This is a genomic window from Lewinella sp. LCG006 (genome assembly GCF_040784935.1).
Classification (GTDB): domain Bacteria; phylum Bacteroidota; class Bacteroidia; order Chitinophagales; family Saprospiraceae; genus Lewinella.
In genome coordinates this window covers 6586388-6611384 of the sequence record NZ_CP160680.1, presented here as the reverse complement: position 1 = coordinate 6611384, position 24997 = coordinate 6586388, and the positions used below count along the sequence as shown (strand labels likewise).

At 46.6% G+C, this 24997-nt stretch carries 19 protein-coding genes; 6 read left to right on the top strand and 13 right to left on the bottom strand.

All coding sequences use genetic code 11. The features are described 5' to 3' along the window. The first annotated feature begins 1 nt into the window (after position 1). Both AB0L18_RS24150 and AB0L18_RS24145 read left to right on the top strand, forming a co-directional pair. Positions 2-1090: an endonuclease/exonuclease/phosphatase family protein gene (locus AB0L18_RS24150; protein ID WP_367389892.1), complete on the top strand. Its 1089-nt coding sequence runs from the start codon at positions 2-4 to the stop codon at positions 1088-1090. Between the two features lie 4 nt (positions 1091-1094). Further along, complete coding sequence (locus AB0L18_RS24145; RefSeq protein ID WP_367389891.1) at positions 1095-1718, top strand: FMN-binding negative transcriptional regulator; 624 nt, start codon at positions 1095-1097, stop codon at positions 1716-1718. A 415-nt stretch (positions 1719-2133) separates the two neighbouring features. Here AB0L18_RS24145 and AB0L18_RS24140 read toward each other — a convergent pair whose 3' ends face one another. The 6 genes from AB0L18_RS24140 to AB0L18_RS24115 form a co-directional block, all read right to left on the bottom strand. Continuing rightward, entirely contained in the window at positions 2134-2463 is a 330-nt protein-coding gene (locus tag AB0L18_RS24140; protein WP_367389890.1) for a type II toxin-antitoxin system RelE/ParE family toxin, read from the bottom strand. After that, the gene (locus AB0L18_RS24135) at positions 2442-2705 is read right to left on the bottom strand and encodes a hypothetical protein (protein ID WP_367389889.1); all 264 of its coding nucleotides are present in this window, start codon (positions 2703-2705) and stop codon (positions 2442-2444) included. Before AB0L18_RS24135 ends, AB0L18_RS24140 begins: the two co-directional genes overlap by 22 nt. A 130-nt stretch (positions 2706-2835) precedes the next feature. Then, positions 2836-3096, bottom strand: coding sequence for a hypothetical protein (locus AB0L18_RS24130; protein WP_367389888.1), 261 nt, complete (start codon positions 3094-3096; stop codon positions 2836-2838). Between the two features lie 84 nt (positions 3097-3180). Further along, positions 3181-3630 (bottom strand): hypothetical protein, encoded by a 450-nt coding sequence (locus AB0L18_RS24125; protein WP_367389887.1) that lies wholly within the window; start codon positions 3628-3630, stop codon positions 3181-3183. Positions 3631-3739: 109 nt separating this feature from the next. Then, a complete protein-coding gene (locus AB0L18_RS24120) occupies positions 3740-6580 on the bottom strand; it encodes a M16 family metallopeptidase (protein ID WP_367389886.1) in 2841 nt (946 codons plus the stop codon). Next, positions 6543-7295, bottom strand: a complete 753-nt coding sequence (locus AB0L18_RS24115; RefSeq protein ID WP_367389885.1) for a tol-pal system YbgF family protein — start codon at positions 7293-7295, stop codon at positions 6543-6545. Before AB0L18_RS24115 ends, AB0L18_RS24120 begins: the two co-directional genes overlap by 38 nt. A gap of 87 nt (positions 7296-7382) precedes the next feature. On the opposite strand from AB0L18_RS24115, the gene AB0L18_RS24110 reads away from it, so the two are divergent. Then, positions 7383-8744, top strand: a complete 1362-nt coding sequence (locus AB0L18_RS24110; RefSeq protein WP_367389884.1) for a deoxyribodipyrimidine photo-lyase — start codon at positions 7383-7385, stop codon at positions 8742-8744. Between the two features lie 27 nt (positions 8745-8771). Here AB0L18_RS24110 and AB0L18_RS24105 read toward each other — a convergent pair whose 3' ends face one another. Then, a complete protein-coding gene (locus tag AB0L18_RS24105; RefSeq protein ID WP_367389883.1) occupies positions 8772-10247 on the bottom strand; it encodes a T9SS type A sorting domain-containing protein in 1476 nt (491 codons plus the stop codon). A gap of 126 nt (positions 10248-10373) precedes the next feature. Next, the gene (locus tag AB0L18_RS24100) at positions 10374-12899 is read right to left on the bottom strand and encodes a glycoside hydrolase family 31 protein (protein ID WP_367389882.1); all 2526 of its coding nucleotides are present in this window, start codon (positions 12897-12899) and stop codon (positions 10374-10376) included. Positions 12900-13000: 101 nt separating this feature from the next. Between AB0L18_RS24100 and AB0L18_RS24095 the strand changes: the two genes are divergently transcribed. Next, on the top strand, positions 13001-13945 hold the full coding sequence (locus tag AB0L18_RS24095; RefSeq protein WP_367389881.1) for a carbohydrate kinase family protein: 945 nt from the start codon (positions 13001-13003) through the stop codon (positions 13943-13945). A gap of 5 nt (positions 13946-13950) precedes the next feature. On the opposite strand, the gene AB0L18_RS24090 is transcribed toward AB0L18_RS24095, so the two are convergent. Both AB0L18_RS24090 and AB0L18_RS24085 read right to left on the bottom strand, forming a co-directional pair. Next, complete coding sequence (locus AB0L18_RS24090) at positions 13951-15045, bottom strand: CNNM domain-containing protein (protein WP_367389880.1); 1095 nt, start codon at positions 15043-15045, stop codon at positions 13951-13953. 102 nt (positions 15046-15147) lie between these two features. Further along, positions 15148-17145, bottom strand: a complete 1998-nt coding sequence (locus AB0L18_RS24085) for a LysM peptidoglycan-binding domain-containing protein (RefSeq protein WP_367389879.1) — start codon at positions 17143-17145, stop codon at positions 15148-15150. A 324-nt stretch (positions 17146-17469) separates the two neighbouring features. On the opposite strand from AB0L18_RS24085, the gene AB0L18_RS24080 reads away from it, so the two are divergent. Continuing rightward, entirely contained in the window at positions 17470-17931 is a 462-nt protein-coding gene (locus AB0L18_RS24080; RefSeq protein WP_367389878.1) for a type I restriction enzyme HsdR N-terminal domain-containing protein, read from the top strand. Between the two features lie 114 nt (positions 17932-18045). Beyond that, a complete protein-coding gene (locus AB0L18_RS24075; RefSeq protein ID WP_367389877.1) occupies positions 18046-20901 on the top strand; it encodes a glycoside hydrolase family 2 TIM barrel-domain containing protein in 2856 nt (951 codons plus the stop codon). Here the strand turns inward: AB0L18_RS24075 and AB0L18_RS24070 are convergent. Genes AB0L18_RS24070 through AB0L18_RS24060 form a run of 3 tightly spaced genes read right to left on the bottom strand, consistent with a single transcriptional unit; the run spans position 20898 to position 24995 of the window. Further along, positions 20898-21983: a glycoside hydrolase family protein gene (locus tag AB0L18_RS24070; protein WP_367389876.1), complete on the bottom strand. Its 1086-nt coding sequence runs from the start codon at positions 21981-21983 to the stop codon at positions 20898-20900. The two genes, AB0L18_RS24075 and AB0L18_RS24070, sit on opposite strands and share 4 nt — an antisense overlap. Beyond that, positions 21980-22921 carry a glycoside hydrolase family 43 protein gene (locus tag AB0L18_RS24065; RefSeq protein WP_367389875.1) on the bottom strand — a complete coding sequence of 314 codons (942 nt, stop codon included), beginning with the start codon at positions 22919-22921 and terminating at the stop codon, positions 21980-21982. Before AB0L18_RS24065 ends, AB0L18_RS24070 begins: the two co-directional genes overlap by 4 nt. A gap of 7 nt (positions 22922-22928) precedes the next feature. Then, complete coding sequence (locus tag AB0L18_RS24060; RefSeq protein WP_367389874.1) at positions 22929-24995, bottom strand: sulfatase-like hydrolase/transferase; 2067 nt, start codon at positions 24993-24995, stop codon at positions 22929-22931. Between the last annotated feature and the right edge of the window lie 2 nt (positions 24996-24997).

Here is a 24997-nt window from a genome sequence, read left to right as displayed (position 1 = left end):
TATGTTGCGTAAAACGATCAGGATATCTTTGCTAGTGGTAGCCCTTTTCTTACTGTATGTAGGAGGTGTTTTGTTGCATGGAACGCTCACAGATTGGCAACCGGATGAAGACTTACCCGTAGATGTTTACGCCAAAAGCAGCAACAGCATTATTGGCGATAGCATTATTTCCCTGGCTATTTGGAACATGGGTTACGCAGGTTTGGGAAAAGAATCCGACTTTTTCTACGACAGTGGCGGCTTCTTTATGTCGGGTGGCAAAATGATTCGACCAAGTGAGGAATTGGTGGAAAAGAACCTGGATGGCGCCGAGCTTTTTATCAAAAGCACCGATGCGGATTTTTTCCTGATTCAAGAGGTTGATCTGAATTCGCGTCGCTCTTACTACACCCAGCAATTGGATAGTTTGCGTGCCCAACGGCCTGATTATGCAGCCAGTTATGCGGCCAACTATCGTGTGGCGCGGGTACCCATACCTATCCTGGAGCCCTGGCGTGCGTACGGCAAAGTAGAAGCGGGTATTGCTTCGTTGAGTCGTTGGCAGCCTACCTCCGAACGCCGGCTACAGTTGCCCGGTAGTTTCGATTGGCCTACCCTTATCTTTCAGCTGGACCGTTGTTTGCTCATCAGCCGTTTTGCGACGGTTTCCGACAAGGAATTAGTCGTCATCAATGCGCACCTTTCTGCTTATGATAAAGGAGGCGTACTCAAGAAGCAGCAGATGGCTTTTCTTCGGGAGTTGGTCACTGCCGAATACGAAAAAGGCAATTACGTCATCGTTGGTGCCGACTGGAACCAGTGCCCACCGTTCTTTCCTTTCGATACTTTTTCGCCAGGAAAAACCGATGGCTATACTCAGAGCAATATCGCAGCTGATTTTGTGGGCGAAGACTGGCAATGGCTCTATGACCCTACCGTACCTAGTAACCGTAAATTGCGAAGTACCTACGACCCGGAGAATACCTTCCGTACCGTAATTGATTTCTTTTTGATTTCTCCCAACCTCAAAGCTTTGAAAGTGAAGACACTGGATCAGCAATTCCGGTTCAGTGATCACCAGCCGGTGTGGGTGCAGCTAGAACTGCAATAGACGCATGTATATCCCTGCCTTCAATAAAATGGACGACCAAGAGGAGATTTTATCCTTCTTACGGACGTACCCTTTTGCGACCATCATAAATCAGGATGGCCAACGGCCCCTTGCTACCCATCTCCCTTTTGTCGTCAGGCTGATGGAGTATCAACTTATGTTAGAAGCCCATTTCGCGCGTGCCAATGAGCAGTGGAAGTTATTGGCAGCAGGGCAGGAGACGCTCGTCATCTTTGCCGAACCTCACGCCTATATTTCCCCAAGGCATTACGATAAAATTCAAAATGTACCCACCTGGAACTATCAAGCTGTGCATGTTTATGGTAAGGCTCGGTTGCTGGAAACAGCAGCCGAAGGTTTCGCTCACCTGGAGCGCCTGATTGCTACTTTCGAGCAGGACTACCAAGCCCAATGGGCTGGCCTTTCGGAGGGCTATAAACAGGCTATGCTGGCCGGAATTGTGGCTGTTGAAATAAGGGTGACTGAAATTCAGGCGAAAGCCAAATTGAGTCAAAATAAAACCACTGCTGAACAAGAGCGTATTGCTGGGGAGTTGAGCCAATCAGCAGATAGTGTTGTACGCGATTTGGGGAAGGCTATGGTGAAGAATATGGGGAGGGGGGAGTAAGGTAGGTTTATCGTATTTAGAGACAAGGCTGAGTAGGCAATTAAATAAGACGTACAAATCAGCCGAATACTAATCTTCTAACTAAGGAGAAAATGATATAACCAGGTACTGAAAATAAGAAAATACTACTGAGAAGATTTTCGCTCATATTGTTTCTGATTTTCCAAAGTTCATACAAGCTAAAAATTAACAGGATAAAATAGATTGGAGTGAAAATCTTCCAATTGTATACTCCATTAAATATTCTATTGCACCGATAGTCTTCTGAAATAGCTTCTGGTTTTCCTAGTAGAATTAATAAAAATACCACGAGGATGAGCACGCTAATAGCTGAAGGAGATTTTTTCATTTGGATAGCTGAAAGATAAAGGAGGTCGGATTATTCTTTAGTAAGGAAAATTAGACCCTTGGCTGGTTATTCGATATATATTATGGTTTCTGGCTCGCCTCTTTTAGTGTGATAAATTTCAACGACCAAAACCATAAGTTGATCTTCTTCAACTCTATATATTATTCGATATGACATTGATATTGCTCGTCGATAGGTAATATTTGCCTTGCTGATTATCTCCTTCGCTGGTGCATTTCGAGTAGGCATCTTTGCAAGATCATTAATAGCGGCTAAAAGCTTTTTTTCAACATGTTCAGCTGTTTCATAAGAGACCTCTTCAATAAGGTAATTAATGATCTTTTCCAAGCTGGCTTCGGCACGAGGAGTAACAACTACTTTGTACGTGTCAGCCATTTTTTAGAGCGTTTTGCTAGTTCTTCAACGGTAATGTAATTTCCCTGCTTTGCAGCTTCCACCTCCTGATCGAGTAGTTCACCAAGTTCGCTACCATAAATAGGACTACCATCCATTTCATAACCAATGGGCACTTCCTCATTTTGGTAAGAACTCATCATCAGAAAGACCGCCTTTAAAAGTCTTTCATCTATTTCATCCACCAACTGATGGACTTGTTCGCGCATTTCTACAGCACTCATAAGCATTTGTTTTACGATCCTAAATATAACGTTTTATCAGGTTAAATAATGTGTGAGTTGGGCTTTCGCTTACAGGTTACCCTTAATTGCTTCTTAGAGTTTCAGGAGAAGACTACTTTAAAAAGCTTATCTACCACTGTTCCATTTCCTTTTCCAGTTCTTCAGAAGTCAGGAATTCCCCACGGTCGATTTCTGCATCTGCTTCCTCGATTTCAGCAATGAGTTCTTTCATTGTAATACGTGACCCCGCAGGCGGTAGGATAGTCAGAACTTCTTCTTGGCTGATATCTTCCTCCAAAGCCTCACTCACTGCGAATATCACCCGGATAAGTAGTTCGTCCCCATTCTGGATGCGCTCAATTAACTGCTGCTTCATCACATCAACGCCCATGATCTTCGGCTTGGTTGGATAAGTTTGAATTTATATAAAGATAAACGTTTTTGATTAAAAATAATTCGTTTAACGGGCCCTAATTTATTTCAGCAGTTCCAGTACCTCTTTTATTACCAAAGCCTTTTCCTCTGTTACAGGTTTGCTAAGCGCAAGCATCAACTTGTTTTCTGCCTGGTCTAACTGTCTTTCATTAAAATCAAATGGCTCAGGAAGATTAGCCAAAATAAATCCAGCATTCGATGCCGTATGGAAATCTCCCATTGCGACTAATTCAATCCAAAGGTCAAAAAAGACCTTACAGTCTTCCAAGGAATACTCTCCACATGCATATACAAGAAAAGCATTAGCCTCGTCGAAGGGCAGAGTATTGATTTTCTCCACTAGGCCAGGTAGTATTCTCGGATCTTTAAAGTTGTCAATTAAAGCGATGGTGAATTGTTCTATTTTAGCCCAATCCTCTTCAATTGCGATGTTTTGAAGTAATTCAGTTACAAGGTTTGATTTTGTGGAAATAATCTTTTGGATTGACATAAATAGAAGGTTAGAATGGATGTTTTTAGAGATACACCTTCGGTCGGTTGCGTTCTGGCGCCTACTGGGCATTATGCGTCTATGCTACTCCGTTCGGCGTCGGTTGTACCTACGTCGTGGGCAACAACACAAACTTAAAATGCGTAGCCCCCAACAAATACTGCTGCGCAATAGCACCAAATTTGCCAGCGTCCAGCAAATCTAATTGCTGTTGGTAATAGTCGGGGTAAAGCCGCTCAAAATCATATTTCATGCGGATACATTGGGCGATTTGCCCGAGCCAGAAGCCGTTGCTACGGATGGCCTCTTCGTAGGATTTTGCCCTGCTGGCTTTGATTTTTTCGAGGTCGCCCAAGCGGATATCACCCGCTGCGAGGGCGTTGATTTCTTCGTAAACCTTGGCAATCAGGCTGTCTACTTCTTCGGGAGCGGCATTGAAACGGATGGAGGTGTGGTGGAGTGCATCAGGAATGGGCTGCATTCTCATGTTTACTCTCACACCGTAGACACCACCCATTTCTTCGCGCAGTTTTTCGCGCAGGCGGAAAGACAGTAGCTCGCGCAAGGCGGAGAAATGCAGTCGGGTCTCACGATCTTCGTAGGGGAATTCGCCGTGCCACTCCAGAATGACTTCTGCTTTGGGGGTTTGCCCGGCGATGACGGTGGTGTCTATTGGGGTATTGCTGAGTCGGAGTCCACGATCTTGCCATTGCTCACTGTCTTGCTTGTTGGCGGGTAAGTTGCCCAAATAACGAGTTGCTAGATCAAGTAAGCTATCAGGTGCGAAATTGCCGACAAAGACAAAGCAAAAATCTGCGGCATTGGCAAAACGTTCGCGATAAATGGATTCGGCGCGAGACAAGTCAATGGCCGCAAACTCATCTATCGAAAAACTGGGCCGACGGAGATGATAGTCGTATTTTTTATCAATGACCATACGGCCAAAAGCTGTACGTGGGTCTTCATCCAGTCGATCATAGATGTCGATTTGACGCTTCTGGTAGGCCGCCAAAGCCAGACTATCAAACCGTGGGCGAGTGAAATAGAGATAGATCAATTGAAACATCGTCTCGATATCTTCCTGGTTACTGCTACCGGAAATGCCTTCTTCAAGACTACCCACGTAGGGATTCACACTCACCCGGCGATCGCTGAGCAGTTGCAACAATTCGCTTTCGCGAAAAGTGTCCAGTCCCGATTGATCCAGAATAGAAAGGGCATGACGGGCACTGGGGTAATCCTCGTCTTCATAAAGATCAATGCCTCCCGGACTAAAACCCATGAACCGGATTTCATCGTTTTTGAAATCAGTCGGTTTCAAGAAGATTTTCACGCCGTTGGACAATTCGAAACTGCTAATTTGGAGCGTAGTATCGCGATCAAGCGCTTGGGCATTTTGTGAGGGTAGCGAGGCTGCAAACAAGGGGCCTTGAGTGCCAGTTTCCTCCAATGCATCGGGCTCTATGACCAATAATTTATCCAGCAATTGATAAAAAGCGGCACTGTCTGGTAGGGTAGGCGCCAACTCGGAATTGGTCGTAATAATGATATTCTGTACCTCAGCAGCCAGAGCTTTTTCGGCCAATTCCTGCAATGCTACGGAGGAAATATTATCCAGACAATCTGCTACCACTGCGGGTAGTGCGTTTAAATCTACCATGCTGATGCCTTCGAGAAAGGCATTTTTTATACCACTGGCAATACTACTGCTGCTGCGTTTATCCAATTCTTTGACCATCTGTTCATACTGCTCAAGTATGGCCTTTTTTTCAATAGCCAGTTCTTGCTCACTAAAACCATGTATAATCACCCGCCGTGTTTCCTCCATGACCGTCCGCAGGGCTTCTTCGGTTTTGTCTGCGGTTCCTAGCGCACTGAGGCGGTAGCTATGGTAGTTGCCCGGTAGAGCGGCAAAACCTGAGTAGGCAAAAGTGAAAGGAGGAATCGCCGTTTCTTTGAGTTTGGCCAGTCGTTTGTTGAGCAAACTGCCAAAGAGAGAACGTTGTAGTTGGTAATTGAGCGTCCCCAGACTGAGGTCATTTTTTTGCGGTTCTAGTTGGAAGGTAATCTCCCAGCGCGTAAAAGCAGCCTCTTCATCGGTAGCCAAAAGGTAGCGTCTTGTGGGTGTAGTGTTGAGTGGGTAAGGTGTTGCTTTTTGGAAGTTTTGGTTGCTTAAAGTAGAAAAATAAGCTTCAATTTTTTTCTCCACCCAAGCTGCATTTACATCACCAACCACCACAATCGCCATGTTTTCAGGTTGGTACCAGCGTTGGTAAAAGTCGATCAGGCGCTGCGCAGGAACAGTGTCGATCAGTTCAGGGCTCCCAATGGGTAAGCGTTGAGCATAGCGTGAGCCGGCCAACAACGTTTGGTAAGCCTGCATTTGCAAGCGTTGGCTAGAGCTTAGACTGCTGCGCCATTCGGAGATGATGACACCGCGCTCTTTGTCTACTTCTTCGGGATCAAAAGTCACCTTGTTGCTCCACTCCGCGAGGACCTGAAGCGCGGTATCCACCAAGGCTAAGCTGTCAGTCTGCACCTGAAGCTGATAGACAGTTTCGGCGAACGAAGTATAGGCGTTGAGGTCGGCACCAAAGCGGGAACCATTGCGTTCGATAAAATCAATGAGAGTATTTTGGGCAAATTTTGCTGTACCATTAAAGGCCATGTGCTCTACAAAGTGAGCTACTCCCAACTGGTCTTCCTCTTCTTGAAGAGAACCCGCTTTGATGATCAACCGCAGTTCTGCCCTTTGGCGGGGTTCGTTGTTGGGCCGGATGAAATAGTTGAGACCATTGGCAAGGACCCCCTGCTGAATCGTCGTATCAACAGGGAGCACATGTTGCCAATTGTCGGTAGCGTTTTGTCCGTACAAGACCGACAAAACGCTACAACCTACGAGAAGGCAAATGCTATTTTTTATTCTCCAATTGTTGGAAGATTTCTTCATCCGATTTTCCTAAAGTTTCTAATAATATTTGCGCATCATCCACAAAATCATCGTTGGGATATTTGGCGATGAATGCTTCGTAAAACTCCCTGGCCTTTTCTTCGTCACCAAGGTCTTCTGCGTAAGTGAATCCTTGCATGAAGAGCGCCTTAGGTGCTTTTTCGTACTGCGGGAAGAACCCTTCAATGGTAGCATAGATGCTCAACGCTTGCTGATAAGCACCGATGGAGCGCGCAATTTCGCCGGCTTTGTACAATTGTTCCGGGCTTTCAGGGGCATCGGGTTTCGCTTTCGCGTAAATTTCCGTCAATGCGATGTATTGCTTGGCCACGTTGGGTACTAAGCGTTGGGTAGTTGGGTCGGTGATACTGTACAGCAAGGTGTCCAGTACATTTTGAGTAGCTTTCGTAGCTTTGGGCTCATTGTTGAATTCCTGCAAAAGGCGGGCAAAATTTGATTGTAAGCCTTCGTGGGAACCTAGCCGGAAATAAACGGTAGCTGTCTTGCTCAGCAGGTTAATCTTTTCATCAGCTGTAGCTCCTTTCATGGTGTCCAGCTTGGCTTCGTAAGCTGCAACCAGTGCTAGCCCCTTGTCTTTATCGGGCTGCTGGTAGAAGCTTTCTTCCATTAGCGTCAATTCATCTTTTGGTTCGGGGGGGCTACACGCAAAAGCGGTGAAGAGGAAAGCAATTAGTAAAACGTAATTGGTACTCATTTTGGTAATCACAGATTAGTGAAGAAATATACCCTTCAAAAGTAAAATATTTCCTGAACTAAGCTTGCTTCTTGCTGTTACAAAGCCATGAGTAAAGGTATTTCTATATTTTGGTTTCGTCGCGATTTACGTTTGGAAGACAACGCGGCGCTTTATGAAGCACTCAAAGGGGAATGGCCAGTGCTTCCGCTCTTTATTTTTGATCGCCACATCTTGGATAAATTATCTAATCGTGCGGATGCCCGCGTTGAGTTTATCCATCAGACCTTGAAGGAGATCAAAGAAAAATTGCAGGAGCTGGGCAGTGATCTTTTAGTGAAATACAGTACACCGGAAGAGGCATGGCCAGAAATTTTGAAGCAATTCGAGGTGAAAGCCGTTTACACCAACCGTGATTACGAGCCTTACGCTCGGGAGCGGGACGAAAAGATAGGTCACCTTTTACAGGAACAGCAGCTTCCATTTCATACCTACAAAGATCACGTCATTTTTGAAGAAGAAGAGATCCTGACGAAGGCCGGTGGTATTTACACCGTATTTACGCCCTATAGCAAAAGTTGGAAAGCCAAGCTGGACGAGCGGGAAGCGACCTTGGAGGAGGATGGTCAGGAGATCAAACTTTCTTATTACTTCAAACCTTATCCTACAGAAAAATATTTTTCTAATTTTCACCAAACAGATCAAGCGTTTTCTTTCCCGACTTTATCGGAAATGGATTTTCATGCCACCAATACGGAAATTCCGCCTAAGACGGTTAGTCGGGGCTTGATCAAGCAGTATGATGAAAAGCGCGATTACCCTGCCTTGGAAGCTACCAGCCGATTGGGTATTCATTTTCGGTTTGGCACCATCTCCATCCGGGAGAAAGCACGCCGTGCTAGCCAGCTCAATGAGACTTTTCTCAATGAGTTGATCTGGCGAGATTTTTACGCACAGATTTTAGCCAATTTTCCACACGTTGCCGGAAAAAGTTTCCGGCCCGAATATGACTTCATCGAATGGCGCAATAACGAGGAGGAATTTGCTGCTTGGTGCAAAGGCGAAACGGGCTATCCCATCGTCGATGCCGGGATGCGGGAGCTGAATGCTACTGGCTTTATGCACAATCGCGTGCGGATGATTACTGCCAGCTTCCTTACCAAGCACTTGTTGATCGACTGGCGCTGGGGTGAAGCTTATTTTGCCGAAAAACTATTGGATTTTGACCTGGCTTCCAACAATGGTGGTTGGCAATGGGCCGCAGGCTCAGGTACAGATGCTGCGCCCTATTTCCGCATCTTCAACCCCACCAGTCAGATGGAGAAATTTGATAAAGAAAAAGTCTACATCAAACGCTGGGTCCCAGAATACGGCACCGCAGCATACCCCGAACCAATCGTTGACCACAAGATGGCGCGTGAGCGCTGCCTGGCGGCGTACAAGGAAGGATTGGATAGGGGGAAGGAGTAAATCCTAAAATATTCATTTTTCCTACGATTACCTTACAATAAACTTTTGTGTCATTATCAATTGATCTTCTTTAAAAAGTACCATTGCATAAATACCTGCAGATAATGCAGTTATGTCAAGTGTATTGAAGGCATTGGGCAGTTCACCAGATTCTAGGCTTCTCCCTAGAGCGTCGTAAATTTGATACTGGTAACCCTGAACTTGTTGGGTGCTGAACACTACTTGTAATTCACCTTCACTGGTCGGGTTAGGATAAAGTGTAACCGGTATTTCCTCCTTTGAGAATATAATAGTTGGAGATAAAAAATCTTCCGCAAGGATAAATAACTTTGCTGGCGATTCTATGGAATTACAGCAATCATAGGTTCCAAATAGTTGAAGTTCTTCCGTGGCGGTAGGAAGAATGGTGGCCAAACGAATATCTTTATCATCCGTAATAGAAACGGAATCTACAACCTGTAATTCCGTATCAATTCTCTTTATGACAATTTCTTGATAGGTACTGAAAACCCTAATTCCTTCTCCTATCAGAATATTCTGATTATCCAAAAATAAATAGGTACTTGCTCGCTCGAATTCGTAGATGCTTTGCTGCTCTATGGTAAGTGTTGATGAGAGTTTTGTCAGTACGTGGGTTTCAAGTTGGCCACCATACTTTTTTGCGATTGTAGTAATTTCTCCTTCATCGTTTTGATAGGCTTCAAGAATAGCACAATTTGTTAGCCCATTACAGAAAGGGAGATCATTTTCAGACATCTGCGTTGAAAGCAAATTTAAGTTGCCATCAAAGTTGCTCAGGGCTAATTTACCGTCGGTACTTTTATATAGAACGCTGATAAAATCATCTTCCGAATTAAGGATTTGACTATTATTTAGTGAAATGAATGGAGTGGTGTATTCATGAAGAATGTCGCCGTTCTTATTCATTATCGTTATTCTTCCTTCGTAGTATGCTCCAGTAGATCCTACGTATTCAGAATAATTACTGGTAGCAATGAAATTTCCGTTAGGTAGCTGTTCAATTTCCTTCGTAGAAAGACTGCATTCATCAGGGAATTGAAATCTATTTAATAATTGCCCCGTTTCATCTAGGTTAAATACTTCTGTTCGGTACCAGTTGTAGGCAGGTGGAAACCCGAAAACGCCGTTGCAGATTGTGTTATCAGGTTTGTTACTAAAAAGGGTGAAAGTACCATCTGCGTTTTCGAAAGCTTTAATGAATGGAACCACAGTAAGGAAGTAATTCGGTAACTGGGTGTTCCATAGGGTGTCTCCAATCGCATTTACTTTGGTAGCGTACAGGGCCGTTGTACAGCCTTCAATAGTAGTTGATCCAGGGGTATAACAAGAGATGGTTGATATCAAAAGTAAACCTTCATCACTAGTCCTGATAGCGGTCTGGGCATAGAGATTCTTGTCTTCTAAATCATATAACTCATATTGGGCCTTTAAAGAAAAGGAAGTAAAAATGAAAATTAACAAGAGCGTGAAATACTTTTTCATTTGTAGAGAGCTAGAAGGTGAAACAAAACACAAGCCGGACTTCAAGAGGAATTACGACTATTCAGTTATACCCAAAGTGATGAAATATATATCTTACAGATAAAGATAAAATATTTACGATAAAAATCACCCTTTCACCTCCACCGTTTCAAAATCAGCAGGAGCTACTATCACGTAAGCATCTCCTTCTTTATCAATGATTTGAATAGCAACGCCGTCAATGAACAGCTGCTGTGGCTCGAAGGGGAGGCCAAATAATTTGATCTCAAAAGCTTCTAAATCGCCCTTGTATTGGCCTTCTATCTTTTGGGTGATCTGGAAGCTGTTGGTCCCAGCGGATGTCGTGAATTTGTGCTGGCGGTACTGACCTTTTTCATATTCATAGCCTTCGCCAGCGTCCTGGTAAAAGCTGCTCTCTACTTGGTCTTTTCCGTAATAGGCTCTAAGTTCCACGGTGTTGATATTTAGTTCGTAAACGTATTGTTGAACAGGGTAATTGGGGATGATTGCTCCGCCACGCACATAAAGGGGGATGGCATCTACATCCACTGCTTGGCGGTGATTACGTGGTCCTACGTAATGATTTCCATTATAGTAGTTTACCCAATCACCACTTGGGAGGTAGGTGGTATGTGATTTTACGCCGGGTTTTACAACCGGACTCACCAAAAGATGTTCGCCAAACAAAAACTCATTTTCCCTTTTTTGTGCTTTTATATCGGCCTGATCGACGAAAGCCAAGCTCCTCAAAACAGGCGTTCCTAAGCTTACATTTTGGTAAACACTGGTATACAAATAGGGGAGGAGACGATAGCGAAACTCAATGGCGCGCCGAGCTTGACTGGTGTAGGGCTCCCCGAAAACCCAGGGTTCCTGATCCAGGCGTAGCGTAGCTTCGGCTTCCTTGATGGAGTCGGCATCGGCTTCGGCGGCACCATCAATGTTGTTACCCATGGAGTGAACACGAAATACGGGATGGAAAACGCCAAGTTGCAACCAGCGAATGAGCAGTTCAGGCTCGGGTTGATTGACAAATCCTCCTATATCAGTACCTACCAGCGAAAAACCGGAGATACTTAGTCGTTGGCACTGGCGATTGGCCAATTCCAGGTGTTCCCAACTGGCAACGTTGTCACCTGTCCAGATTGCAGCGTAGCGCTGGCCGCCGGAGAAGGAAGCTCTCGTAAGTACAAAGGGTCGTTTCTCAGGTTTGATCGCCTTCAGCCCTTCGTAGGTGCCGCGTGACATTTGCTGACCGTAAATATTGTGTACCGGTTTGTGGTCCGTTGGATGGCCGTCGTTGCCGTGCATGACATGATCGGGAAAAGTAAGGCTGTTGACTTTGAAGACAGCGGGTTCATTCATGTCGTTCCAGAAGCCACTGATGCTGTCTTCCTCGTACAGTTCCCGGTAAAGTTCGCCCCACCATTCGCGGACATCCGCGCGGGTGTAGTCGGGCCAAACACAATCGGAGGGCCAAACGGGCCCGCGCATGAGTTCGCCATTGACTCGCCGGCAGAAGTAGTCTTTTTCTACACCTTCCTGGTAAACGGGGTAGTTGTTATCTACCCGAATACCTGGGTCTATCATCACGACCGTCTGAAAACCCTGTTCTGCAATATCTCGAATCATTTTTCCCGGTTGCGGAAAGTATTCCTGGTTCCAGGTAAAACACCGATAGCCATCCATGTAGTCAATGTCGAGGTAGATGGCATCGCAGGGTATTCGCAGTTCACGGAAGGTATCGGCCAGCTTTCTTACCCTGGCTTCGGGGTAATAACTCCAACGACACTGGTGAAAACCAAGCGCCCAAAGTGGGGGCAACTCCGGTGTGCCGGTAAGCTGATGGTACGATTGTGCAACCTGGTTCAGATGTGGCCCATAAATGAAGAAGTAATCCATTTCACCTCCTTCCGCCCACAGGCGAACCGTATTGTCTTTCTGCGAGGCAAAATCAAAGTGTGTTCGCCAGGTGTTGTGCAAAAAAATACCGTAGGCCTGGTTGTTTTGTAAGCCGTAGTAAAACGGTATGGTGCGGTAGAGAGGGTCTTTTTCTTTATGGTAACCAAATGCATCACTGTTCCAATTGTCGAAATGGCGGCCCCGTAAGTTGAGGTCCCAGGTTTTATCACCCAGGCCATAAAAGATCTCCTCTTTGGGTGCTTTAAAACTTACCCGCAGGTGATCCGTACCGTTGAGGATGGTGGACCTTTGGAGGTAAGGCTCCTGCTCCTCCAGGATGACACCTCCATCGTCTTTGGTATAGAAAGAAATCTGGCAATTCTCCTTAAGAATCCGGCAACCTACCTCAGCTGATTCGATAAAAAGGTGCGTTTTACTCTCTTTTACCAAAAAGTCAACAGCAGCAGGGTTTCGCTCCGGGTGCAGTGCGTAGGAAGGTTGGCTGCTGAATTTTTCCACGGCATAACGAACTCTCCAAATGCTATCCGACCATAGCTCGATGCGTAGTTTTATTTCTCCCTCAGTGGTTATTTCCAGGGTATTGTCATCAATTTTTTGGTACTTAGTGACCTGATTGATTTGCTTGGTCTGGTAGACATCCGGATAGCGATGACTGGTTTCCGTCTTGGTATTCGCCACCAAAAGAGGGGAAGGATCAAAAGGGAGCTGTTTTTTTTTCTTTTTTGCCATTATTTACGCACTTCGGTGATCTCGCTATATTTTGTCTTGCAATAATACTAAAAGTAGTTATTTTCACCGCATTGCTGATTACTAAGAGTTTGGGATTGAATATGAAAGAGACAAATTATCCTTCTGTGTTAGCCGTAGGCGAGTTATTGATTGATTTAATTAGTACTTCCTATGCGGAAACGCTAGATGATGTGACTACGTTCGAGCGTATTGCTGGTGGCAGCCCTGCGAATATGGCGAGCAACCTTGGGCGTTTGGGGCAACCTGCGGCTTTAGTGGCCAGTGTAGGGAACGATGACATGGGAGATTATTTGCACAAATTTGTCAAGGATCTCGCTTTAGATACCACTGGCGTGCATCAGGTACCTTATCCTACTACACTTGTATTGGTGACGAAATCTCGGCAGGTATCCAATTTCGAAGCTTATCGCCTGGCAGATTGCCAAATTTCGAAGGAGCAACTCCCAGATGATGTTTTAAAGGCGTTGAAAGTTTTTCATACCACCTGCTTTGCACTGAGTAAAGAACCTGCCCGTGGTGCTATCCTGGAGGCAGCCAGCAAAGTTGCCGAAGCAGGCGGACAGTTGAGTATTGATGCCAACTACGCATCGAAAATATGGCCGGATTTAGCGGAAGCCCAAGAGATTGTTGCTGCTTATTGCAGCTACGGGGCCATGGTGAAGTTCAGTGATGTGGACTGGGAAAGGCTCTACGGTCATCCCATTGATCAACCAGCTGAAGCAGCCCAGTTTTTACACGGTTTGGGAGCAAGAACAGTCTGCATAACCTTGGGAGAGAAAGGCTGTTTTGTAAGCAATGAAGAAGGACAGCATTTCGTGCTTGCTCGCCCCATAGAGGTGGTCGATACTACTGGCGCGGGCGATGCCTTTTGGTCGGGGTTCTTATGTGCCTACCTCGATGGGTTCAACCTTTATCAGTGTGCTTTGGCGGGGCGCCGTATGGCGGAAATAAAGCTGCAACACTTTGGGCCACTCCCCGGCAAGGTGGACAAGAGAATTCTTTACCTCGATTTTCAGCCTGAATAGTTTTTTTATTGCTTGGGGTCCTCTGGTTTGATGATCCCTAGGTCTTGGGCTCTCTTTTCCCAATTTTGGCGTGCAAGGTGCTGCATGTCTTCCGTACTGTCCAATTCATCAACGATCTCTAATCCCAGGAGGGTTTCGATGACATCTTCGAAAGTGACAATTCCCGACATACCCCCAAACTGACCCACCACCAGGGCTATTTGTTCTTTGGTGCTCAAGAGGTGGTTAAATACATCCTGAATGGTTTGGTCTTCCTTTACGACCGTGATGGGGCGTGCAATATCCTTTAGTTTCAAGTCGCCTTCTTGCTTAACAAGTTTGTCCAACAACACATCTTTTAAGACATAGCCGGTGATGTGATCTTTAGAGCCTTCAAAAATAGGAATACGGCTGAAAGCCAATTCTGGGTTAGCGTTATAAAATTCCAGAATGGTTTTTTCCTGGTTAGCAGCTTTCACCACCGTCCGGGGCGTGAGGATGGAGCGCGTTTCAATCAAGTGAAATCGCATCAAATTGTCAATAATAGTAGATTCTCCAGCGTGAAAAACGCCCGTCCGGGTTCCCATTTGTGCCATCGCAGCAAGTTCCTCTCTGCTGATCTCTGTACCGTGCCCTTTACCTCTCATCTTTTTGGTAATGAAATCACTCATCCAAACCAGAGGAGTCATTAAAAACGTGACAATTTTTAGGCTTTTAGCTGTAAAAACAGAGAAGGTTTTCCAGTTATTGGAACCCAATGTTTTGGGGATGATCTCTGACAGGATAAGTACCCCCAGGGTCATTAGCGCAGCAATAAGGCCAGTGAAAGGGATATCGAGCAAACCGAAAAAACTGAAACCTCCCGTTCCATAATAAGCTTCCGCTTGCTTTCCTACCAAGATGGCACCAACGGTATGGGCAACGGTATTCAGCGAGAGAATAGCAGAGATATGTTGGTCCTTTTCCTTCTTGACTTGCTTCAGAAGTTTACCATTTGCCGATCCGGTGGCGGCTTGTGCTTCTGCATAAGAGTCGGGCATGCTCAATAGTACGGCTTCCCAGATAGAACAAAAAAAAGAGAAGGCGATTGCTAAACCAGCATAGATGAAGAGAAGTATCATAGTCGTTTATCAGCTTATTTTGAATTGCAAAGGTAAAAAAGAAAGGGACTTCCAGGTGCTACTGGAAATCCCTTTCTTTTGCCTTAGAATAGCTTTCTAGAACTACTCAATGTATAAATTTTGGTACTCAATAATTGGATCGCTAGGGCCGAGGTTGTTGAGTTTGCGAAGTTGCTCAGGTGTCGTACCGTAGCGACGTGCAATTCCATAGAGACTCTCACCAGCAGCAACTACGTGTATCCGTCGCTGTGTGCTAGCTGGTTGGTAGTAATTATCTGGTGGAGAAGTCCTCACCGCATCATAGCTAATGGGGGTATTGGGTGACGGGTAAGGGCTGCCATAGGCTTGTGGGCGACTTGTACTAGCGGTACTCGCTGGTGCTACCGGGCTGCCAAAATCAGTAGCATTGCCAATAGCCCTAGGCGTACTTCCACTTCCTTCCATGCTAGACATTGTACGTCTGGCGGTGGTGGTTTCGTAGGAGTTAGGAATAGCATTGTAATCACTCACTGGGCTACGATTAGTGGTAACAGGGACCGTAGGAGGAGTGTAGGTCGTCAATCCTCCACTATTTCTCACTACTACCTGAGAAGCACTTGGATTGATGACATTGGCATTGGTACTCGCTGCTGCCGGGGTACGCGCCACCAAGTCGTTGGGTGCCAAACGGCCACCTGTCGAATTGTAGCTGTTGGGCGTAGCTGTCGTAGGTACCTGATTGGGAACGACAGCGGCAGAAGAAGTGGCACAATCGCAGTCGGTAGTCTTCAAACGCTGACCAACCTTCACGATGTCGTTGGCGCCTAATTCGTTGATTTCCCGGAACTTCTTACTCGTGTAACCATATTCCAAAGCTATAGAGGCCACGGTCTCTCCTGGTTTCACAATGTGTAAATTCTGGTTGTCGGTCATAATACGCTGGGTACCAGTTTGAGCGTAAGGAACAGGACCACCAGATAAGGTCGTTGCCTGACTAGTACGATTAGCCAATCCCCGACTTACCAAATCAGGTGCGGTGTTATCGGTAGCTGGAGCAACTTGTAAAACCTGACCTCTGCGAATGGTATTAGAGCTAAGGTTGTTCCAGGCTTTAATATCAGCGACATCAACACTGTATTTCCGGGAAATACCGTAAAGTGTTTCCCCCGAAGCTACGGTGTGTGTAGTCGCAGCACTTGGCGTTGGAGTACTCTCCGTCATAATGCCAGTGCTCGTCGTAGGTACAGTATTACCAGGATTGTTTACGACATTACCAGAAGGTAGAATTGCCCCAGAAGGTAAATTGCCAGGAGGATTGATTCTGCTGTTACCAGCATTGTAGTTGGTAGGTGTTGGAACACCTTGTTGGGTACCAATCACCGCTTTTTGCGAGCCAGGTTCTGTACCGCATACTTCCTGGATGTAGCGATCGGCCGATCGTCCATTCACTTTATTCAGGCGAATAGTATTGTTGAGTGCGGCTGAGGCGTTGGCACCACTGCGTTCTTCAATAATACCAATCTCTGGAGTAACCACCAAGTCGGTAAGCGGATAAGCAGATTGAGGAGAAAGCTGGCGGAACAAATAAGAACCGGTACAATCATTTTCTAACCGTCCTTCAAAGTACACCTTGGCGCCGGGGTTGTTTACCGCGATGTTCTCACCAATGGTGCCAAAAGAAGTATCGAAACGGAAACTGTACTTAGGCGAATCATAGCTCAGTACATTGCCATTTTTAGCATAGTAGGCGGCCGTCGCGACCCTGGAAATTGTGTAGTTTTTATCGTTTCGGGGATAAACCAGGTATACCTCATCAATGTTAGCATTGATTCTCCGCATGAGGCTTTGGTCAAAGCCGCCGCTGTTGCAGTACAAATAGGGTTCGGGAAGATAATTTTGCTCACGGGAGCTTTCCTCACCTACCTCTAAAATGAGTTTTTCACCAGAACGGATGTTAACGTGATAAACGAGGTAGTCACCTTTGCCATCTGGTCGGGTCATATCATATTCCAGCCGATCCATACAAGCTGGATCAAAAAGGATAAAGATCTGAGCGGCAGTCAGCGAGATACTCAAGACCATGAAAAGGCCGAGTAGTAATGGGATTTTTTTGCGCATCATGGAAAAAATGTATTTTCTTGCAGCGAAAGGTAAAGCAATTTCACCTGCTAAACAACAACTTATTGGAAAAGGTGTAACTTAAACGCTGTCATCTGGTCGATAATTGTCAGATTTTGCTGAAATCACAGGCAATATTGTATTCGATTAACAGATTTAGTAATTTGACGGAAATAACTGATTCCATTTTTTTTAACGATTCGCGAATATTTTCACGCAAGTTCCTTTTAGTCACTTGCTTAGAAAATTTTAGCGAATCAAAAATGGAATCAGTTATTTTGGTTCCGTCACTTAACGCTTTTTTATTTGAAAAATGTCATGATCTAGGTGCAACTTCGATTAAATCTCACCCATTATCAAGACCTTCTGGAGGTAAAGCAGGAGGAAGGAAAACGTTGGCTCCGTGACCCCATCCGCAATAAGTGGCTGGTTTTACAACCCGAAGAAATGGTACGCCAGCTTTTAATCCATTATCTATTGGACGTTTTGGGCGTTAATAAAAACAGGATTGCTATTGAACGAGGCCTAAGCGTTAATGGCTTGCAAAAACGCTGTGATATTCTCATCTTCGACCAGGACATGGCCCCCTGGCTATTGGTAGAGTGCAAAGCACCAAACGTTGTCTTGCGCCAGTCTGTGTTTCGCCAGATCGCCACCTATAATATGCCACTTCAGGTACCTTTTTTACTCGTGTGCAACGGCCCGGAGGCTTACTGTTGTTCCATTGATTTTGAAAATGAAACCTATCAGTTTTTAGAAGACTTGCCGACATATCCTGTCTCGGGTTAAAGTAGATTTTATTCCTTATTTTTAGGGTAATATCCTTTGCAAGAAAAAGCTGTTTTTTAAGTCTTGTTAAAGAGGCTTTTTTCGCAAAGAAAACGAATAATCCAACGTCTCTATATGCTACATTTTACGCTTAAGTGGTATCTCTTACTGGTATTGTTATTTATTGCCAGTACTTCTTTTACACAAGCGACTCTCAAACAATATCTTTCTGGTCCAGATTTTGAACATCCAGTTAACTGGGAATTCAAGTGTTCTGAAGGAAGGAATAGTAAGGTGTGGACGACCATTCCTGTACCCTCACAATGGGAGTTGGCAGGTTTTGGTGAATACACTTACGGACGGTGGTACAAGGAACTTGAGCTGGAAGCACCGAGCCAGGAAGAAGGGTTTTATCGCTATCGTTTCACCGTTCCCAAAAACCAGCGTGGTAAAAATATCACGCTGGTCTTTGGTGGAGCGATGACCGATACTGAAGTAAAGATCAATGGCAAGTCTGCTGGGCCCATTCACCAGGGAGGTTTTTACGAATTCAAGTATGACGTAACGGAACTGATTTACCCAGGGAAAGAAAACCTTTTGGAAGTTCACGTCTCTAAACATTCGGAAAACGCTTCTGTAAATGCAGCTGAACGCAAGGCGGACTGGTGGCTGTTTGGCGGTATTTACCGACCCGTGTGGCTGGAAATCGCTCCGATGTCGCGTATTGCTTACGCCGCTATCGATGCTCGGATGGATGGGCAACTGACAGCTGATTTAGTGTTGGAAAATGTACCTGCAACGGCACATATTATAGCTACTATTCAACACGTCAGTTCAAAAGAAGCATTTCCTGCAAAAATCATTAAACTGGGGAATGACTTATCAACGCCCAACATACAAGTAAGCTGGGTGGGGGTAAAGCCCTGGACACCGGAGACCCCTCACCTCTACGATTTGCAACTTGATGTAGTAGAAGACGGAAAGGTGCTACATCGGTATACTAAACGCATCGGCTTTCGCACCCTCGATTTTCGTAAAGACGATGGCATCTATCTCAACGGCGTGAAAATCATCATGAAAGGCATCAATCGCCACACCTTTTGGCCGGAATCTGGTCGGAGTACGAGCAAGCGAATCAGCCTCATGGATGTACAATTACTGAAAGACATGAACATGAACGCCGTGCGCAATCACTATCCTCCCGATGATCATTTTCTGGATGCTTGTGATTCCCTTGGTATTATGGTATTGGACGAGCTGGCAGGTTGGCAAAATGGTTACGATACAGAGCTTGGCGAAAAGCTGATCCGTGAGATGGTGCAGCGGGATGTCAATCACCCTTCTGTCATCATTTGGGACCATGGCAATGAAGGTGGATGGAACACCGATCTGGATTATCTTTTTGAAGAACTGGATCCGCAAAAGCGGATTGTCATTCACCCTTGGTCGGATTATAATGGTTGGGATACCCATCATTATCCTACCTATCAAACCGGTGTTCACCGTTTTGGGGCCGGGGAACACGTGTTCTTTCCTACCGAATTCATGCACGGTACCTATGACAATGGCCATGGCGCGGGCCTGGAAGATTTCTGGAAGCAGTACCTGGAAAGTCCACTTTTTGCGGGGGCTTTTATGTGGGCCTTTTGTGACGAAGCCGTGCTGCGTAGCGATTGGACGGGCGAGCGCAAGTACGACGGGGTAGGTTCTCTCGCTCCCGATGGTATTCTAGGGCCACATCGTGAAAAGGAGGGGAGTTTTTATACGGTACGAGATATTTGGTCGCCCATTCAGTTTGCTCCCACCATGATTACTCCATCTTTTAACGGCAATTTCCTGATCAGTAACGCTTACTTGTTCACTGATTTGAATACCTGTAAAATGAATTACCGCGTGTTGCGAGCCAGCGATGCCGCTTTTTACGAAGTGGCCAAAACAGACACCGTGGTGGCTGGAGATATTGATCTACCTTCTATCCTGCCGGGAGAAACGCGCCGGATCAACGTCCCGCTGTCAGAGGCGTTCTTTTCGGGGGATTGGATAGAAATTCAAGCCACCGATCAGCATGGTCGCTTGCTCAACACCTGGACCTGGCCGCTGCATAAAGCCGCAAGTTTTGCCGAGAAATTTGTTCGCAAAGAACCAACAATAGTAGGAGCCACGGTTCAGAAGAGGGAGCATTCTATTATCCTAAAGGGGGGAGAAGTAGAAGTGATTATTGATCAGGATAGTGGCGTGATTCGGAGTGTGAACAATGGGGAACAGCAAATACCACTTACCAACGGGCCTCAACCCATCGGGATGGAGGCGGCAATAAAGGCAGTGACGACTTTCCAAAAGGATGATCTGGCCGGTTGTGTAGTAGAATACACCGGTGGCATTCATTCGATAACGTGGACCATGCACTCGGATGGACGCCTGAAAATGGAGATGCTCGCCCTGGAAAACGCCGGTCGCAGCAATGGTTTCGACGGTGCGTTTTTTGAAGATCAGATCAATAGTTTTGGCATCACCTTCGATTTTCCAGAGGAAGGAGTTGAAGGCATTCGCCTCTTTGGCCGCGGCCCATTTCACGTCTGGAAGAACCGGATCAGGGGCACAAACTATGGTTTGTGGGATAAGACATACAACACGACCATCACTGGAGAAAGCTACGAAAACCTCATCTATCCGGAGTTCAAGGGCTATTATGCCAACTTTCTGGGGGGGCATTTGCAAGCTGGTGGCAATAGCTTGCGCGTTTTCAGTGAATCTGAGCAGCTATTTCTCCGGCTGTTTACTCCCGATGAACCTAAGTACGCGCTTCCGGGGAGCCATCCGCAGCCTGATTTTCCTTCAGGTAACCTTTCCTTTATGTACGAAATTCCAGCGATGCGGTCTTTCAAAGACATTCCTCATCACGGACCTAAAAGTCAGCCTACGAGTATCCGCATCAAAAGTGGAGATGAGGGAATAAGTATGAAGCTGTGGTTTGATTTCAGAGCATTTTAAAAGTAGCATTCATCTAACTGAAAAACAAAACCGCTGGAAGTCATAAATTGACCACCCTGACTGGCCAAAAAAAGATAGTCTGGACGCTCGTCTTTGAACAGAATTTGTGGACGTTCAAAGCGACCATATTTAGAAAGATGCTTGGGCTTTGGAGGCTGGACGAAATAGTGGTCTGTATCGTAATAAGCAATCTCCGGCGCCGACCAGTGAAGCCCATCAGGAGAAGTCAAGTGCAAGCCATATTGATGATTAAAGAATCCCATGTCCCGCAGGAGCATGTGAAAAAGCCCATCTTCCTGCCAAACAAAACCGTCTTCAGCTTGGGTATTGTTGCCTCGGTCTGAATAGTTCAGCACTGGGTTTCCTTCGTATTTTACGTAAGGCCCCTCTAATCGGTCGGCAATGGCCAGGCCGTATTTTCGATTACCCCTGATCTTGGGGTCGGTGTAATTTTCGTATTCAAAAGTATTCCAGGATTTATAATACAACCAATACTGCCCGTTAGGGTGGCGGACGAAGGAAGGGTTTGTGGTACAATGGTCATCCCAGGCGCCTGGCGCACCAGCACCCAAAAGGGGCTCTTCGGGACGTACCCAGGGACCTTCCAATGAATCGGAAAGGGCTAAGCCGATCCGTTTGGTGTCGGTTTTGCGATTGGAGTTGCCCATGTAGAACAAAGCGTAGCGGCCGTCCACTTTTTTGATATGCGGATTGTGGCAGGTGGACCCATCCCAGTAACCTTCTCCCCTCGGTGACAGGATGGTTGCCTGGTGGCGAAATGGCGCCTCCGGATGGTCGGCCACCGCGTGCGCAATTTCCGATTGGTGAATCCAGCCTCCCATGCCGTACTCTTCCGGCCAACGGGAGTAGAAGAGGTGTACGCGCCCGTCCTCACCATAAATAGGACTGCCTCCCCAAACATAGTATCCTTCCGTTTCCAGCATCCTACCCACGGGCTTCAGACGATCACGAAAAGGATGTTTTACATAACTGTTAGCGGTCGATTTCCAGGTTCTACAACCAGCAAAAGTAAGGCTGCCAATGGCCAAAGCACTGTAGTGGACAAAATCTCTTCGCTTCATGGTCGTACGCTGGTTAGTTTTTCAAACTCCTTTTTGCTTACCGTAAAGACGGTGCCGTGCCGCGTCCCGTCCGGGAAATGTATTTGATCAGAAATATCCTCCCAGTTGACCAAATCTTGAGAGCGCACAGCACCCATCCTGTGATCGATATATTGATCGTAGTAAACGATCCAGCTATCTTTGATTTGTAGCGCAGTGGGCCCCTCTACCCAAACCCCCTCGGGGGTAATCGGGCTGGAAGCATCACCGTAATCTTCAGTGAGTTGGGGGCTGCGGGCGATACGGATGTTTTTTTCTGGTTGCGGATATCTGACCTCGTTTTTCAAGAATAGAACATATTCCTGGCTGCTCTTTTTGACCATCGCATCAATTACATTGAACCCTTGGTCGTAGAACAGTTCTGTCGGCGAAAATGCTTGAAAATCCTCGGTCGTAGTAGCGTAAATACGGTGATTATAACCCTTGTCTCCCGTAGAATCCGTGTCGGGAAAGCGATTGGGAATCGTCGTCGCCCAATAGATCAGGTACCTTTGAGAGGATTCGTCGTAAAACAGCTCTGGTGCCCAACAGTTAAGTGCTTCTGGTTCGTGTTCCATGACGGGAAGGTACTGTTGTTCGGACCAGTTTACTAAGTCATCGGAATGCGCGTAGCCGATTCCTTTCTCGTTCCAGCCAGCGGTCCAAACCAGGTGGAAGCGCCCATCGCCACCTCGAATGATACAAGGATCACGCATCAGTTTGGCTTCGCCAACGGTGGGTGCCAAATAAGACTGGTTGTTGTTCAAGGCTGTCCAGTTCAGCCCATCACTGCTGTAAGCAAGGTGGAGACCGTCTTGTCCATTGTTTTTAAAAAAAGAAAAAAGATAGACGGTATCCGCTTGTCGCTGACAGGCTAGAGAAAGCAGCACCAGCAATGTAATGGGCAGTGTTGTCTTCATAGCGGACTCATTTAGGTAAGTTCAAAAACGTGGCCAGCGGACAATAGGGGAGTTCTCGCAAACCCAAGGCAACACTTTTGGCGTTGAGTTCCGCACCGTAGCAGGTGGTATGTGTGTGGTCTTCCTTGAAATATTGCTTCCACAACTGCTCCTCCCCAATGGTATCGTAAATGGCCGCGACGTTTTCATTCAAATCAATAAAATACGTCTGCTCTTCGCGGGCCACTTGGGCAGCCCATCCGCCGTAGCTATCCGCAGTTCGCTCGACGGCACCATCGACCCAGCGATTGCGAGGTACCATGGAACATACGATGGGTATAGCCCCTTTGGCTTTAGTGTCTCTGATATACTGCCGCAAATACCAGCCGTAGGTGTGAACAGTATCGGCTTGGTCCGTAGAGGATAGCTTCTCGATTTGAAAACCTTCACCCGTACCCAGTAGCGAACCGCGTTCTTTTTGTGTAAAAATAGGCCCACCGTCGTTATGGCCGAATTGCATGATCACGAAATCTCCTTCGCCAACCATCGCCAGGGTTTCGGCCCAGAGGCCTTCTTTGAGGTAGGTTTTACTGCTGCGTCCACCACGGGCCTGGTTGATGATTTCGACTTTCGTCGTATCAAAAAAGGGAGTCAACACTTCTCCCCAACCGCACAGGTCTTCGTCTTTGCTGCCGTTTTTTACTGTGGAATCTCCAATCAAAACTACTTTGCGACGAACACCTTCCCGGAGTATCGGAAAGAAATGCGAAGGCACGTGCTCCTTCGTCGCTTCTCCGGACAATTCTTTTGTGATGAGCGGGAATTTTTCGGCAATATTCTCCTCTTCCCCAGGATCATTGTACAAATTGTAAAGCTCCCACGCCTGGTCTGGCCCTAAACGGATGGCTTTATAATTGCTTTTACGAACTGCTTGCTGGAAGCCCCTTTCGTGGAATTCCCAGTAAAGGGTGCGATCATAGAGAGGAGCCTCGGAGACTTGCCCCATGAAATGTCCCCAGAGGTTGCTACCGTCAATGTTTACAGGTGGTTTGACGTTCGCAATAGCACATAAGGTAGGCAATACATCAGCAAAAGTCCAGGGGAGGTCACTGCTAGATCCAGCGGCTATCTGTCCGGGGAAACGAACGATCATGGGTACCCTGATACCGCCTTCGTACAGGTCCCGTTTGCGGCCACGCAATGGACCAGAGCTATCAAAGCGCCCGTCCCAGCGTTGAGCGGCACCGTTGTCGGAACAGAAGAAGACCATGGTGTTTTCTGCTAAGCCGTACTTGTCCAACTGATCCAATACCCTGCCAACGTCCCGATCCATACGTTCGACCATTGCTGCGTAGGTGCGTTCAGGCTCCGTCCAATGCGTAGAATCTGCAAACCGTCCCTGATGGTCAATCTCATACTCGTCGTGGGGTAAAGTGTAGGGCAGATAGAGAAAAAACGGCTCCTTATGATGTCGTTCAATGAAGTCTAAGGATTCGGCAAGAAAATGGTTTTGAATATAATCATTATGCCGCGAGTTCTCATTCTCAGGGAATTCTACCCGCTGGTCGTTGCGCCAAACGTAATCTGGAAAATAGGTATGTGCGCGCCGCTGGTTGAGGTAGCCGTAAAAATAATCGAACCCTTGTTGGTCGGGCATGCCCGTCGTTGCGGGTTCACCCAGGCCCCATTTGCCAATCATGCCGGTGGTATAGCCAGCGGTTTTTAACAGCTCCGCAATGGTCGTATCTTGCGCTTGCAAGGGAATACGCCCGGCAGCGCCTCCCAACCCAATGACGCCACCAATGCCCATGTTTCCTCGCACTGTGGTGTGTCCGGTATGCTGCCCCGTAATCAGGACTGAGCGCGAGGGCGCACATACCGTAGACCCGGCATAGCACTGCGTAAAACGGATACCTTCCGCCGCCAGCGCATCGATCCGTGGCGTCTGGATGACCTGCTGCCCGTAACAGCCCAAGTCTGCATAGCCGAGATCGTCAACCATGATGAAGATGATGTTGGGTGGATCAGCCTCTTCCTTCTGAACACTCGTCAGAAGAAAGAGGCTACCCAAAAACAGTAAATAGGTAATTCGCATGA

What these genes read in the sequence shown, in the direction of transcription:
- AB0L18_RS24095 (WP_367389881.1), top strand. Translation starts at nt 13,001, where the DNA reads ATGAAAGAGACAAATTATCCTTCTGTGTTAGCCGTAGGCGAGTTATTG.
- AB0L18_RS24140 (WP_367389890.1), bottom strand. Translation starts at nt 2,463, where the DNA reads ATGGCTGACACGTACAAAGTAGTTGTTACTCCTCGTGCCGAAGCCAGC.
- AB0L18_RS24085 (WP_367389879.1), bottom strand. Translation starts at nt 17,145, where the DNA reads ATGATGCGCAAAAAAATCCCATTACTACTCGGCCTTTTCATGGTCTTG.
- AB0L18_RS24105 (WP_367389883.1), bottom strand. Translation starts at nt 10,247, where the DNA reads ATGAAAAAGTATTTCACGCTCTTGTTAATTTTCATTTTTACTTCCTTT.
- AB0L18_RS24090 (WP_367389880.1), bottom strand. Translation starts at nt 15,045, where the DNA reads ATGATACTTCTCTTCATCTATGCTGGTTTAGCAATCGCCTTCTCTTTT.
- AB0L18_RS24065 (WP_367389875.1), bottom strand. Translation starts at nt 22,921, where the DNA reads ATGAAGACAACACTGCCCATTACATTGCTGGTGCTGCTTTCTCTAGCC.
- AB0L18_RS24135 (WP_367389889.1), bottom strand. Translation starts at nt 2,705, where the DNA reads ATGAGTGCTGTAGAAATGCGCGAACAAGTCCATCAGTTGGTGGATGAA.
- AB0L18_RS24110 (WP_367389884.1), top strand. Translation starts at nt 7,383, where the DNA reads ATGAGTAAAGGTATTTCTATATTTTGGTTTCGTCGCGATTTACGTTTG.
- AB0L18_RS24150 (WP_367389892.1), top strand. Translation starts at nt 2, where the DNA reads ATGTTGCGTAAAACGATCAGGATATCTTTGCTAGTGGTAGCCCTTTTC.
- AB0L18_RS24075 (WP_367389877.1), top strand. Translation starts at nt 18,046, where the DNA reads ATGCTACATTTTACGCTTAAGTGGTATCTCTTACTGGTATTGTTATTT.
- AB0L18_RS24115 (WP_367389885.1), bottom strand. Translation starts at nt 7,295, where the DNA reads ATGAGTACCAATTACGTTTTACTAATTGCTTTCCTCTTCACCGCTTTT.
- AB0L18_RS24120 (WP_367389886.1), bottom strand. Translation starts at nt 6,580, where the DNA reads ATGAAGAAATCTTCCAACAATTGGAGAATAAAAAATAGCATTTGCCTT.
- AB0L18_RS24060 (WP_367389874.1), bottom strand. Translation starts at nt 24,995, where the DNA reads ATGCGAATTACCTATTTACTGTTTTTGGGTAGCCTCTTTCTTCTGACG.
- AB0L18_RS24100 (WP_367389882.1), bottom strand. Translation starts at nt 12,899, where the DNA reads ATGGCAAAAAAGAAAAAAAAACAGCTCCCTTTTGATCCTTCCCCTCTT.
- AB0L18_RS24130 (WP_367389888.1), bottom strand. Translation starts at nt 3,096, where the DNA reads ATGGGCGTTGATGTGATGAAGCAGCAGTTAATTGAGCGCATCCAGAAT.
- AB0L18_RS24145 (WP_367389891.1), top strand. Translation starts at nt 1,095, where the DNA reads ATGTATATCCCTGCCTTCAATAAAATGGACGACCAAGAGGAGATTTTA.
- AB0L18_RS24070 (WP_367389876.1), bottom strand. Translation starts at nt 21,983, where the DNA reads ATGAAGCGAAGAGATTTTGTCCACTACAGTGCTTTGGCCATTGGCAGC.
- AB0L18_RS24125 (WP_367389887.1), bottom strand. Translation starts at nt 3,630, where the DNA reads ATGTCAATCCAAAAGATTATTTCCACAAAATCAAACCTTGTAACTGAA.